At 72.0% G+C, this 12,197-nt stretch carries 12 protein-coding genes and 1 riboswitch; of the genes, 8 read left to right on the top strand and 4 right to left on the bottom strand.

Annotated elements, in window-relative coordinates:
- The first annotated feature begins 186 nt into the window (after nt 1-186).
- Nucleotides 187-303, top strand: a riboswitch (SAM riboswitch).
- A 177-nt stretch (nt 304-480) separates the two neighbouring features.
- Nucleotides 481-1,860 (top strand): aminotransferase class V-fold PLP-dependent enzyme, encoded by a 1,380-nt coding sequence (locus tag K3769_RS09630; RefSeq protein ID WP_267026011.1) that lies wholly within the window; start codon nt 481-483, stop codon nt 1,858-1,860.
- A gap of 67 nt (nt 1,861-1,927) precedes the next feature.
- Here the strand turns inward: K3769_RS09630 and K3769_RS09625 are convergent, their stop codons facing one another.
- Together K3769_RS09625 and K3769_RS09620 are read right to left on the bottom strand one after the other, a co-directional pair.
- The gene (locus tag K3769_RS09625) at nt 1,928-2,209 is read right to left on the bottom strand and encodes an Lrp/AsnC family transcriptional regulator (protein WP_107017436.1); all 282 of its coding nucleotides are present in this window, start codon (nt 2,207-2,209) and stop codon (nt 1,928-1,930) included.
- Nucleotides 2,206-2,964 carry a rhomboid family intramembrane serine protease gene (locus K3769_RS09620; RefSeq protein WP_267026010.1) on the bottom strand — a complete coding sequence of 253 codons (759 nt, stop codon included), beginning with the start codon at nt 2,962-2,964 and terminating at the stop codon, nt 2,206-2,208. The genes K3769_RS09625 and K3769_RS09620 overlap by 4 nt, the downstream gene beginning before the upstream one ends.
- A gap of 157 nt (nt 2,965-3,121) precedes the next feature.
- Between K3769_RS09620 and K3769_RS09615 the strand changes: the two genes are divergently transcribed.
- From K3769_RS09615 to K3769_RS09590, 6 genes are all read left to right on the top strand, one after another.
- Nucleotides 3,122-3,361, top strand: coding sequence for a hypothetical protein (locus tag K3769_RS09615; protein ID WP_189778954.1), 240 nt, complete (start codon nt 3,122-3,124; stop codon nt 3,359-3,361).
- A gap of 35 nt (nt 3,362-3,396) precedes the next feature.
- Complete coding sequence (locus K3769_RS09610) at nt 3,397-4,746, top strand: NYN domain-containing protein (RefSeq protein WP_267026009.1); 1,350 nt, start codon at nt 3,397-3,399, stop codon at nt 4,744-4,746.
- Nucleotides 4,747-5,098: 352 nt separating this feature from the next.
- A complete protein-coding gene (locus K3769_RS09605) occupies nt 5,099-6,130 on the top strand; it encodes a C40 family peptidase (RefSeq protein ID WP_267026008.1) in 1,032 nt (343 codons plus the stop codon).
- 226 nt (nt 6,131-6,356) lie between these two features.
- Nucleotides 6,357-7,367 carry a C40 family peptidase gene (locus K3769_RS09600; protein WP_267026007.1) on the top strand — a complete coding sequence of 337 codons (1,011 nt, stop codon included), beginning with the start codon at nt 6,357-6,359 and terminating at the stop codon, nt 7,365-7,367.
- A 32-nt stretch (nt 7,368-7,399) separates the two neighbouring features.
- Nucleotides 7,400-8,671, top strand: coding sequence for a hypothetical protein (locus K3769_RS09595; protein ID WP_372514897.1), 1,272 nt, complete (start codon nt 7,400-7,402; stop codon nt 8,669-8,671).
- A gap of 116 nt (nt 8,672-8,787) precedes the next feature.
- Nucleotides 8,788-9,060: a DUF3253 domain-containing protein gene (locus tag K3769_RS09590; protein WP_267026006.1), complete on the top strand. Its 273-nt coding sequence runs from the start codon at nt 8,788-8,790 to the stop codon at nt 9,058-9,060.
- 56 nt (nt 9,061-9,116) lie between these two features.
- Here K3769_RS09590 and K3769_RS09585 read toward each other — a convergent pair whose 3' ends face one another.
- Complete coding sequence (locus tag K3769_RS09585; RefSeq protein WP_267026005.1) at nt 9,117-10,049, bottom strand: LysR family transcriptional regulator; 933 nt, start codon at nt 10,047-10,049, stop codon at nt 9,117-9,119.
- 109 nt (nt 10,050-10,158) lie between these two features.
- Here K3769_RS09585 and K3769_RS09580 point away from each other — a divergent pair, with 109 nt between their 5' ends.
- Entirely contained in the window at nt 10,159-10,872 is a 714-nt protein-coding gene (locus K3769_RS09580; protein WP_267026004.1) for an NAD(P)-dependent oxidoreductase, read from the top strand.
- Nucleotides 10,873-10,898: 26 nt separating this feature from the next.
- On the opposite strand, the gene K3769_RS09575 is transcribed toward K3769_RS09580, so the two are convergent.
- Nucleotides 10,899-12,185 carry a glycosyltransferase 87 family protein gene (locus K3769_RS09575; RefSeq protein WP_267031303.1) on the bottom strand — a complete coding sequence of 429 codons (1,287 nt, stop codon included), beginning with the start codon at nt 12,183-12,185 and terminating at the stop codon, nt 10,899-10,901.
- Nucleotides 12,186-12,197 lie beyond the last annotated feature (12 nt).

The raw sequence follows: 12,197 nt of genomic DNA, 5'->3' as shown, positions 1-12,197 counted from the left end.
CGGCGGGGGCCGGCTCAAACGATCGCGCAGTTCTCGCGCCCCTGAAAGCCCAGGTTTTCAGGGGCGCGGGGAACTGCGCGACGGGGGAGAGGGGGCGGAGCCCCCAGGCGGTGGACCGCACTCACGCCGTCCCGGCATACGGACGCGGGGGTTGCGCCCCCGTGATCGTATGGCAAGATGCTGGCAGGTCATGAGTGACAGTCAACAGGCCCCGGCCGACTGTCCGGCAACCCTCCGTCCGTGGCGGGGTGCCCCGGGTGAAGACCAGGTCGTAGGCAGTGAGGTCTACGGCAAGCGCGGACCCCTCACCGCTCGCTGGAGCGGACACACCAGGGGTCCTGGTCGTTCGAGGGAGCCTTTCATGAGCAAGCGAATGCGATAGGGCGCCGAGCCCCACTTCCGCGTACCCCTTTCACCTTTTCTGTGCCGGGCCCCGTCCGCCCGCACAGCGATCTCGCCTGCCTCACACAGGAGTTCGCCATGTCTGTCTCCACCGTTGCCGCCGACCGGACCGCCCCTTGTGACACCGACACCGCGGGGTCCCTGCCCGTGCTCGGCCGAGACGTCACCGTTCCGCTCGTGACCGGCGGCGAGGTCACCTACGCGGCCCTCGACTACGCCGCCAGCGCCCCCGCCCTCCAGCGGGTCTGGGACGACGTGGCCGCGTACGCCCCGTACTACGGCAGCGTGCACCGCGGGGCCGGATACCTGTCCCAGCTCTCCACGGACCTGTTCGAGAACGCCCGCAGGACCGTGGGCGAGTTCCTCGACTGCCGCGACGACGACGAGGTCGTCTTCACCCGGTCCACCACCGACTCGCTGAACCTCCTCGCCGCCGCCCTGCCCGCCGACTGCCAGGTCTTCGTCTTCGAGACCGAGCACCACGCGTCGCTGCTGCCCTGGCGGGACGCCCGCGTCACCTACCTCGACGCCCCGCGCACCCCGGGCGAGGCCGTCGCGACGCTGGAGACGGCCCTCGCCGCGCGCGACCCGTACGGGCCGGCGCTCGTCTGCGTGACCGGCGCCTCGAACGTCACCGGTGAGCTGTGGCCCGTACGGGAGCTGGCCGCCGCCGCCCACGCGCACGGCGCCCGGATCGTGCTCGACGCGGCCCAGCTCGCACCCCACCACCCCGTCTCCGTACGGGAGCTGGACGTGGACTGGGTCGCCTTCTCCGGCCACAAGCTGTACGCGCCGTTCGGCTCGGGCGTGCTCGCGGGACGCTTCGACTGGCTGCGCGAGGCCGACCCGTACCTGGCCGGCGGAGGTGCCTCGAAGAAGGTGTCACGGCGTACGGACGGCGGTGTGGACGTCGAGTGGCACGAGAGCGCCGCACGGCACGAGGCCGGCTCGCCCAACGTCATCGGCGCCTACTCCATCGCCTCCGCCTGCAAGGCCCTCACCGAGGCCGGCTTCGAGACGCTGGTCGCCCGTGAGCAGCGTCTCGTCGCCACCGTCCGGCAGGGCCTCGCCGAGGTGCCCGAGATCCGGGTGCTCTCGCTGTTCGGCGACGACGCCCCGCGCGTCGGCGTCATCTCGTTCGTCGTCGAGGGCTGGAACAGCTCGCACTTCGCCGCCGCGCTCTCCGCCGAGTACGGCATCGGCGTCCGCGACGGCCTCTTCTGCGCCCACCCGCTGGTCCGTACGCTCCTCGGCAGCGACCCGCAGTCCCAGGGCGAGTGCGGTGCCCCCGAGGCCGCCCCCGGCGAGAAGTCCCTGAACGCCATCCGGGTCAGCTTCGGCGCGGGCACCCCCGACGAGCACGTGACGCGCTTCGTGGGAGCGGTCAAGCAGCTCGTCGCGAACGGCGCCGGCTGGACCTACCGCACGGAGAACGGCCGCTGCGTCCCGGCGACCTGACGGGCTGCGCCCTGAAAGATTGCGCCGTTCCCCGCGCCCCTGAAGGCGGGGCCGCGCCCCCGGGACCCTAGTTGTCGCCCCCGATGGCGAACGCCGCCTCCAGGTCGTGCTGCGAGTACGTCCGGAACGCCACATGCGTGTCCGTCCCCTCGACCCCCGGAATCTTGCTGATCATGCCGGGGATGACGTCGGCGAGATCGTCGTGGGCCTTCACCCGGACCATGGCGATCAAGTCGTACGTCCCGGTCACGGAGAACACCTCGCTGACGCTGTCCAGCGCCGCGATCGACTCGGCGATCTCGGGGATCCGGTCCACGCTGGTCTTGATGAGCACGATCGCGGTGATCACGGCTGGTTTTCTCCCTCGGTGGCCGTCGCTGGGGATTTCACTCTAGCCGGACGCCCGTACCGCACCCACGCGTAGAGGAACCCGGCGGAGAAGCCCAGCAGGTGCGCCAGATAGGCGACTCCGGGGCCCTGCGACGCGCGCCCCGCGGCCAGCCACTGCAGGGACACCCAGAACGGCAGGACCACCCACGCGGGAAATCGCAGCGGCAGGAAGAAGAGGAACGGGAAGAGACTGGTCACGCGGGCTTTGGGGAAGAGGTAGAGGAACGCGCCGAGGACCGCGGAGATCGCCCCCGACGCGCCGACGAGTGTCTGCGCCGAGTCGGCGTGGACGCCCGCGTAGCCCAGCAGGGCGAGGTAGCCGCAGCCCACGTAGAAGAGGGCGAATTCGACGTGGCCCATCCTCTCCTCGGCCATCGCCCCGAAGACGTAGAGGAAGAGCATGTTCCCCAGCAGATGCAGCCAGCTGCCGTGCACGAACAGCGCGGTGGCCGGCGTCCCGAGCGCCCGCAGCGTTCCGTCGAACAGTTCGACGGGCACCACGCCCCACCGTTCGAAATAGGCCCGCTGCGCGGAAAGCAGCTCGTCACCGGTGCCGTAGGAGGGACTGAGCCCCGAGGCGGGGCTGATCAGGAAGATCGCGCAGCACAGGGCGATCAGTCCGTAGGTCACCGGCGCCGACTGGCTCCGGGCCGCTCCGATCGCCCTGAACGTCCTGACGGTCCTGTTGCCGGGTCCACCCCAGTTGCCGAGCATGAACAGAGCATGACGTAACGGGACCGAACCGCACAGAGCGCCTCGCCGCTCACGGTGGACGGGCGTCGAGTACCCGCCAGGCCGTAGGGTTACGAGCCACACGCCCCGGGGAATCCCGTGCGGCACGAGGACTTACGGAAAGAGAGCGACTGCCACGATGACGGTTCCCCTCCCGACGGCCGAGACCCGGTGGCGCTGCACGCTCTGCGGCAACCTCACCCGATTCGACGTGACCCGTTCGTCGAAGGTCGTCGAGTACGTACATCTGGACCTGGCCGGGGAGCCCAAGGTCGAGGAGCGCGACGTGGTCAGTGAGACCATCGACTCCGTGCGCTGCCGGTGGTGCAACGCGGTGGATCAGGTGGAACTGGTGGACAGGCCGGGCGCCCGCTCCTGACAGGAGCGGGCCCCGCACGGACGATGGGGTGAAGGATGGTGGAGACCACAGGCGGTGAGCCGGACGACGGCGACGCCGAGGTGCTCGACCGTCCGCTGCCCGACGGGGTGCGCCGCAGGGTCGTACAGATCGTGTCGGACGGGTTCGGCGGGCTGACCGTGGCCGAACTGCCCACCCAGCTGCGGCAGTACGCCCGGTTCGCCCCCAATCGTCGTGCCAAGTTCGCGGGGACCGCTATGGCGGCGGCCATGGAGACCGATCCGCTGTTCAGACAGCGCATCGCCGAGAAGCTGAGAGACGCCCAGCCCGAGCTGGCCGGCGCTCTCGACTCGGGCTCGCCGCCCCCGGCCGCGGACCCGCTGGACGTGGCGGCCGCGGCCTATGTGCTGCGCCCCACGGGCTGGGTGAAGCTGGTCACCGCCGCCGGTGAGGAGGCCCTGCGGGCCGACGCCGAGCGGGTCGACGAGGAGAACCGCGCCGAGCTGGAGCGGCTGCGCGAGGAGCTGGCCGAGGCCCGGGGGCAGACCCGGACCGAGACGGAGCGGCTGCGCACCGAACTCGACGCGGCCAAGAAGGAAGCGGAATCGCTTCACCGCAAGCTGCGCGGGGCTCTGAGCGACGTCAAACGGGGTGAGGCGGCCCTGCGCAAGCTGCGCGGCGAGATGGAGGCCGTGCGCGGCGAGGGGCAGGCTCAGGTGTCCGCCGCCGAGAGCGAGAGCCGGCGGCTCAAGCAGCGGCTCGGTGAGGTCGAGGGCTCCCTGGAGGCCACCCGCCGCGCGGCGCGCGAGGGGCGCAGCGTCGAGGACATGCGCGTACGGCTGCTCCTGGACACCGTGCTGGAAGCCACTCAGGGGCTGCGGCGCGAACTCGCCCTGCCGCCGGTGTCGGTGCGGCCGGCGGAGACCGTCGACGCCGTCGAGCCGGGGCGGATGACCCCGAAGGACATCGCGGCCCGTGCGCTGTCCGACAGCGATCCCGCCGTCCTGGACCAGCTGCTCGCGCTGCCGCAGGCGCATCTGGTCGTCGACGGGTACAACGTCACCAAGACCGGCTACCCGCAGATGCCGCTGGAGAAGCAGCGGCTGCGGCTCCTCGGCCAGCTCTCGCAGCTCGCCGCGCAGACCGGCGCAGAGGTCACCTGTGTCTTCGACGGGGCCGAACTGGCCGCCCCGGTGCTGCTGGCCCCGCCGCGCGGGGTACGGGTGCTGTTCTCCAAGCCGGGTGTCACCGCGGACGAGTTGATCCGCCAGCTGGTGCGCGCCGAACCGCCGGGACGGCCCGTCATCGTCGTCTCCACGGACCGCGAGGTGGCCGACGGCGTGGCGAGCGCGGGTGCCCGTCCGGTGGCCTCCGTGGTGCTGCTCAAGCGCCTTTCGAGGGGTTGAGCGTCGCCCTTTCTGGGCACCCTCGCCGCTTTGCCCGGCCGTGGCGTCGTTATGTCCCGTACGCCCCATGGGTCTCGTACGCGCCAAGAGCAACACATGGTCGTCTTGCCCGAGTTGGCGAAACCTTCACGCAACGTAGGGTCAAGCGAGCGTTACTGCACGTGAGTTGATTGTAAAGAATGCGATCGGTGACCGAGATTTTTCCGGGGAGGATTTGAACTGATCACAGGTGGTCACTAGGGTCAGGCGTCGAACCTCCACTCGGGTGATCACTCATCGGGAGTGACGGTGGAGGGGCACCGCCAACCGGCGTCTTCGGTGGGCGGCTGAGGTAATGAAGGAGCTCGCCTCCGTGGCGTCCCACCGTCGACCGAAGCAGCCGAGCCGCACCCGTGTGACCGTGCTCACCACCGCCGCCGCTGCCGCCGTTGCTCTCAGCTCGCAGGCTGCCAACGCCGCCCCCAGCGAGAAGCCCGGCAAGGACGAGGTCAAGGCCAAGGTCGACGCGCTCTACGAAGAGTCCGCGCTGGCCACGGACCGTGCCAACGGCGCCGAGGAGAAGCAGGAGAAGCTGGAGAAGGAGATCGACACCCTCCAGGACCAGGTCGCCCGCGGCCAGGACGATCTCAACTCCATGCGTGACGGCCTCGGTCTGATGGCCAGCTCCCAGTACCGCACGGGCGCCGTCGACCCCTCCGTGCAGCTGTTCCTCTCCTCGGACCCGGACGACTACCTCGACAAGGCGTCCGCCATCGACCAGTTGAGCGCTCAGCAGGTCGAGGCGCTGAAGAAGGTCCAGGACAAGCAGCGCGTCCTCGCCCAGCAGCGGCAGGAAGCGGCCGGCAAGCTCAAGGAGCTCTCCGACACCCGCAAGACCCTGGGCCAGAAGAAGAAGGAAGTCCAGGAGAAGCTCGCCAAGGCGCGCCAGCTCCTCAACACCCTGACGGCCGCGGAGCAGGCGGCCATCAAGACCGCCGACACGCGCGCCAGCCGTGACGCCGGGGACCGCGTCGAGCTCGGCAACGAGGCGCCCGCCTCCGAGCGCGGTGCCGCCGCCCTCGCCGCCGCGAAGACCCAGATGGGCAAGCCGTACGTGTCCGGTGGCAGCGGCCCCAACTCCTACGACTGCTCCGGTCTGACGCAGTGGGCGTACAACCAGGCCGGCCAGTCCATAAGCCGGACCACCTACACGCAGCAGAACGACGGCGTGAAGATCGGCCGCGGCGCCCTCAAGCCCGGCGACCTGGTCTTCTTCAACAGCCTCGCGCACGTGGGCCTGTACGCCGGCAACGGCGTGGTCCTGCACGCGCCGAAGCCCGGCGCCGTCGTCCGGCTCGAGTCGATGAGCACCATCGGCTCCTTCCAGTTCGGTGTCCGCGTCTGATCCCAGCGCCTCGGGAATGTCCCGGAGGCCGCTCGCCACGCCGCCCGAACGGGCGAATTCCGGTGACCGCCGCTGACCCCGCGCCCCGCCCATGACCTGCGTCTGAGGCGGGGCGCCGCGTTGTGTACCCGGATGGGTCTTTGGCCACCGCGTAGTCGCACGACTACTGTCTGGCGCGTTTCCCCCAACTCCGGGGGTCCGTCAGCGGAAGGGAGTGCGGCTTCCTGTGGGGTCCCATCGCCGCCTTGTACCGTCCGGCTTCGACCGGGGCGCCAAAGGCGCCACCCTGTGCGTACTGACCGTCGCGGCAGCGGCCCTCGGCGTCCTGCCGGCCGGCGCCGCACCGCAGGACGACAACCGCGCGGAGGTGGACCGCCTGTACGAGGAGGCGGAGCACGCCACCGAGTCGTACAACAAGGCCGACGAGCGCGCCGATCTCCTGCACGACGAGGTGGACAGGGCGCAGGACCGGATCGCCAGGCATCAGGAACGCGTCAACACCATGCGGGACGCGCTCGGTTCGCTCGCCGGGGCCCAGTACCGCTCCGGCGGCCTCGACCCCTCGCTGGCCCTGATGTTCTCCGACGACCCCGACGAGTACCTGGACAAGGCCGCCGCGCTCGACCGGATCGGCGTCCGCCAGGCCGGGGAGCTCAGGAAACTGCAGACGGCCATGCGCGACCTCGCCCAGGAACGCGCGGAGGCGACCGGCAAGCTCGCCGAACTGGACCGCAGCCGCGCGGCCGTCGCCCGCCACAAACGCACCGTCGAGCGGAAGCTGGCCAAGGCGCGGCGGCTGCTCAACTCGATGCCGGACGCCGACCGCGCCGCCTACGACCGGACCTCCCGTTCCGGCCGGACCCCCGACCTCACCGGCGCCGTCCCGTCCTCGGGCCGCGCCGCCGCAGCCGTCGCCGCGGCCCGCTCCGCCGTCGGCCGCCCGTACATCTGGGGCGCCAACGGCCCCTCCGGCTTCGACTGTTCGGGCCTCACCCAGTGGTCGTACGCGCAGGCCGGGGTCGGTCTGCCGCGCACCTCGCAGGCCCAGGCGCACGCCGGACGGCAGGTGCCGCTCTCCCAGGCGCAGCCCGGTGACCTCGTCACCTACCGGGACGACGCGAGCCATGTCGGGATGTACGTGGGCAACGGGCAGGTGGTCCACGCGCCCTACCCGGGTGCCGCGGTGCGCTACGACCCGGTGGGCATGATGCCCGTCTCGGCCGTCACGCGCCCCTGACCCGTCGCGGTCCGCGCCGTACGATCAGAATCGTGGCTGGTCGTGGACGTGCGCCGAAGAGGGTCGTGGGGCTGTTGCTGGCGGGCCTCACGGGGCTTGCCGGTCTGACGGGGCTGGTCGGCTGCGGCGGCTCCGCCGGGACCGACGCGGCGTCCGCCGGGGTCCGCCAGGTACTGGACCGGCGGGCGGCGGCGGTGCGCGACGGCGACGAGGAGGCCTTCGTGGCGACGGCGCCGCCCGGCTCCGACGCCACCTCCGAACGGGCCGGGGCGCGTACGGAGTTCAGGAACCGGCGGGCGGTCCCGCTGACCGAGTGGTCGTACCGCGTGACCGGCTTCCACCGCTCGGGCGCCCGCGCCACGGCCGACGCGGAGCTGCGCTACCGCATAGCCGGCTACGACCGGGCGCCCGTCGTCACCGCCCGCACGCTGAGCCTCACCCGCGCCGAGGGCCGCTGGTACGTGAGCGCCGACCGGCCCGCGGCCGACGCGAGCCGACAGCTGTGGGAACAGGGGGCCGTGATGGCCCTGCACGGCGAGCACAGCCTCGTCCTGGGGGTCGGGCAGTCCCGGGGCACGCTGCGCGGTTACGCGGGCCTGGCGGACCGTGCGGTGCCCGCGGTGCGGCAGGCGTGGCACGGGACGTGGCCGGGGCGGATCGTCGTCCTCGTACCGAAGTCGCTGGAGGGCATGGCGGAGCTGCTGGGGGCGCCCGCTTCCGGGTACCGGGGGATCGCTGCGGTCACCACGGGGGAGGCGGGAGGTTCCGGGAAGGCGCCCGCCGACCGGATCATCGTGAACCCGGACGCGTACGGGGTGCTGGGTTCCTTCGGACGGCAGGTCGTGCTCACCCACGAGACGACCCATGTCGCGACCCGCGCCTCGACCTCGGCGGCGACCCCGCTGTGGCTGTCGGAGGGGTACGCGGACTGGGTCGGCTATCTGGGCACCGGCCGCACGGCGGCGCAGGCCGCGCCCGAGCTGACCCGCGCGGTGCTGGACGGACGCGTGCCGGACGCGCTGCCCGAGGACGGGGACTTCGGGTTCGGCGGGGACGCGGGGAAGCTGGCGCGGGCGTACGAGAGCGGGTGGCTGGCCTGCCTGATGATCGCCGAGCGGTGGGGCGAGGCGCGGCTGGGCGAGTTCTACCGGACCGTGGGGGCGCACGAGACGCGCGCGGGTGCGGTGGAGGCGGGGCTGCGGGAGGTGCTGGACACCTCGCCGGAGGAATTCACGGAGCTGTGGCGGGAGTATCTGCGGGAGCGGCTCGTGGGAGGGGGTTCGCGTGACGTGGGCTCGGGGTGACCCGGCCTCGTGTGACGGGGCTCGCGTGACGAGGGAGGGGGCCGTTCCTGGCCCCCTCCTGGTCGCTTCGTTGTGCCGCGATGGCCGGACGGTGGGGCCGGTGCGACCCTGGTCGTGTGACGGACAGCGAGCGGCAGGCCGGCCGGGACCTGGAGCGGGTCATCCTGGAGTTGCTGGAGCAGCGTGCCCCGACCGCGACGATCTGCCCCTCCGACGCCGCGCGGGCGGCCTACCCGGGCGACGACGACGGCTGGCGCGCGCTCATGGAACCCGCCCGCCGCGCGGCCCGGCGGCTGGTCGAGGCCGGCGAGGTGGAGATCACCCAGGGCGGCCGGGTCGTCGAACCGGCGAAGGCCCGTGGCCCTGTCCGGATCCGCCGCGTCCGCTGATGTGCCGCATCCGCTGAAGGGTCGTGGTGTGGCCGTTCACGGGGTGACGGCGGCCGTCACGGGTCCGGGGCCACGTCGTCGGTGGCGGCGCACGCGTGGTGCAGGGCGGTACGGGCGTGCCGGCGCAGCCAGGTGTGCGCCGGGTCGTTGTCGTAGCGCTGGTGCCAGGCCAGTTGGACGGGGACGTCGGGCATGGGCAGCGGCAGCGGCCGGACACGCAGGCCCAGACCGTCCAGGAGAGGGCGGCTGATCAGGCGGGGCACCGCGGCGACCAGGTCGTGGTGGCGGACGAACTGCAGCGCCGTGGCGGCCGTCGGGGCGGCGGCCACGACCCGACGGCTCAGGCCCCGGGCCTCCAGCACGTCGTCGATGGGGTCGCGCAGTCGTCCCCGGCGGGAGACGGTGATGTGCTCGGCGGCCACGTAGTCCTCCAGCCCGAGGGGGCCGTCGCCGTCACACAGCGGGTGGGACGGGCGCAGGGCCAGGACCAGCCGGTCGTACCCCACGACCTCGTGCCTGATCTCGGGCGAGGAGGGCTCGCCGGCGCCGGCTTCGAGGTCGATGTCCCCCCGGCGCGGGTCGTGGGCGTCGGTACTGGCCTCCGCCAGGAAACGCAGCCGCACTCCGGGGGCCTCGGCCCGCAGGGCGCGGATCAGGTGCGGGCCGGCCGCCGCGGCCAGGGCGTCGTGCCACTTCAGGATGAAGGTCCGCTCCAGCGCCGCCGGGTCGACCTCCGTGTCGGGGGACAGGACGGTCCGGGCCTGCTGGACCAGCTCGTGCACGGTCGCGCGCAGGGCGAGGGCGCGGGGCGTGGGCGTCATCGTGCGGCCGGTGCGGACCAGGATCTCGTCACCGGTGGCGCGGCGGATACGGCCCAGGGTGCGGCTCATCGCGGGAGGGGAGACATGCAAGCGGGCGGCGGCGTCCGTCACGCTGCCCTCTTCCAGCAGCGCGTCGAGAGCGGTCAGCAGATTCAAATCAAGTTGCATAGAGGTAAATCCAGTCGTAACTAGATTGCATTTGCAGTTAATGATGCCTGCTTCTAGCGTCGAAGGCGAGCGGTCGGCGTACCGCGCATCCCTTGGACTGGAGACTCCCGTGAAGATCGCTGTACTCGGTTCCACCGGACTGACCGGCCGGCTGGTGGTGGCCCGCGCACTGGAGCGCGGGCACGAGGTCGTGGCGCTGGCCCGCCGGCCGGAACAGGTCCGGATGCCGGAGGACGTCCGGATGCCGGAGGACGTCCGGATACCTGAAGACGTCCGGATACCGGAAGATGTCCGGATACCGGAAGAGGCCCGGGTCCCTGCCTCCGCGAACCTGCGGGTGGTCCGGGCGGACGTGACCGAACCCGGCAGCGTCGCCGCCGCCGTCGAGGGCGCCGACGTCGTCGTGAGCGGTCTGGGCGTCACCAGGAAGCAGGACCCCGCGGTTCTCTCCGAGGGCGCCCGCCAGATCGCCTCGGCCGGGCCCCGCGTCATCTGGCTCACCTCGCTGGGCATGGGGGGCACCCAGGGAGCGCTCGGCGCGTTCAACGGCGCCCTCCTCAAGCGCGTCCTGCGCCACGAGTGGGACGCGAAGGACGCCGCCGACCGTGCCGTCCGGGAGGCGGGCGGGACCACCGTCCACGCCGGGCCGCTGACCGACGGGCCCTACCGGGGCAACGGACACCTCGTACGCGCCGATGAGTTCGCACCGCGTCTGATCCCGCCCAGGGCGCCGCGCGCGGGGATCGCCGCGCTGATGGTCGCGGAGGCGGAGACCCCGCGCTTCGCCGACGCGGCCGGCATCGCGCTGTTCGAGAACCGCTGAGCGAGGCGCGCGCCGCGTGCGTGGCGTCAGGAGGTCAGGGATTCCTCGTCGGTGGCATCGGTGGCATCGGTGGCATCGGTGGCGTCGGCGGGTGTCGGTCGGCTGGGTGCCTCGGCCGCCGGGTCCGCGTACGACACGGTGTCGCGCCACAGGAGCACGCCCGCCGTGACGGTCGCCGCGACCAGCAGACCGTTGCGGATCACGAGCAGTTCGATGCCGAGATCGGTGCTGGCGACGACGTCCGCGAAGAAGATCGGGAACTCCAGGACCGTGAACAGGCACGCCACCAGCACCATCACCGCGGGCCACCCCATCCGGCTGCCGCGGAAGACCAGGCACACGGCGGCAAGACCGACCAGCCACACCAGGTACTGCGGGCTGATGACCCGGCTCGTCGTGGTGAACAGCAGGACCGCCATGAACGCGGCGTCGGCGGCCGTGTGCACCAGGAAGCGGGTCGCGCACAGCCGCCACAGGAGCATCCAGCCGAAGGCCAGCCCGGTCAGCATCAGCGCCACCGTGCTCACCACGTCGACGTACGGGCCGAGGAATTCCACCGAGCCGTAGTTGAGCAGGACCTGGCCCTCCCAGCCGTGGTGCCGGGCGATGTGGAAGACCAGCGAGCCCAGGGACTCGACCTCGGTGCCGCGGTCGCGCTGGAAGGTCAGGAACGCGAACGCGCCCGGCATCGACACGACGAACACCAGCGCGACGGCCGCCGCCGTGGCCGCGGCGGCGCCCCAGGCCCTGCGCCCGGTCGTACCCACGAGCAGCAGCAGCGGCCACACCTTCAGCATCGCGCCGAGCGCGGCGAGGACGCCCATCACCCTCGGGTGCCGGACGCCCGCGAGGAGCGCGGCCACGGCGACGGCGGTCACCATGACGTCGTAGCGCGCGTACACGGTCGGCCCGAGAAGGGGGACGCCGATCACCCACACCCAGACGCCGCGCACCGACACCGGCACCGACCCGCCGGGCCGCCGGGCCGCGTACAGGAGCAGGCCGAGTGCGATCAGGTCGGCGGCGCAGGCCAGGACGAAGAACGCCTGCGTATAGGCGAGGAAGGGCAGGAGCGCGGGGGAGAGGATCGCGAGGGCGGCGGCGGGCGGGTACTGCCAGGTGACGTCGTTGAGCGGGAAGGTGCCGGTGCGCAGGACCTCGTACCAGTTGTGGTAGGTCACCGAGACGTCGCTCGTGACGTCCGGGCCGGGGAAGACGAACACCTTGAAGACGAAGAGCAGGAGCAGCAGTCTGGTCAGGCCCCAGGTCGCCAGCAGTACGTACGGGAACCTCGGCCCCCTGGCTCCCGCCATGCCCACCCGCCT

This window comes from Streptomyces ortus (assembly GCF_026341275.1).
GTDB classification, from domain to species: domain Bacteria; phylum Actinomycetota; class Actinomycetes; order Streptomycetales; family Streptomycetaceae; genus Streptomyces; species Streptomyces ortus.
The sequence above is the reverse complement of the archived record's forward strand: the minus strand, read 5'-3'. Positions and strand labels throughout refer to the sequence as shown.

Bases quoted from the DNA above. Each gene is read 5' to 3' on its own strand.
- K3769_RS09630 (WP_267026011.1), top strand. From the start codon at position 481: ATGTCTGTCTCCACCGTTGCCGCCGACCGGACCGCCCCTTGTGACACC.
- K3769_RS09620 (WP_267026010.1), bottom strand. From the start codon at position 2,964: ATGCTCGGCAACTGGGGTGGACCCGGCAACAGGACCGTCAGGACGTTC.
- K3769_RS09615 (WP_189778954.1), top strand. From the start codon at position 3,122: ATGACGGTTCCCCTCCCGACGGCCGAGACCCGGTGGCGCTGCACGCTC.
- K3769_RS09610 (WP_267026009.1), top strand. From the start codon at position 3,397: ATGGTGGAGACCACAGGCGGTGAGCCGGACGACGGCGACGCCGAGGTG.
- K3769_RS09585 (WP_267026005.1), bottom strand. From the start codon at position 10,049: ATGCAACTTGATTTGAATCTGCTGACCGCTCTCGACGCGCTGCTGGAA.
- K3769_RS09575 (WP_267031303.1), bottom strand. From the start codon at position 12,185: ATGGCGGGAGCCAGGGGGCCGAGGTTCCCGTACGTACTGCTGGCGACC.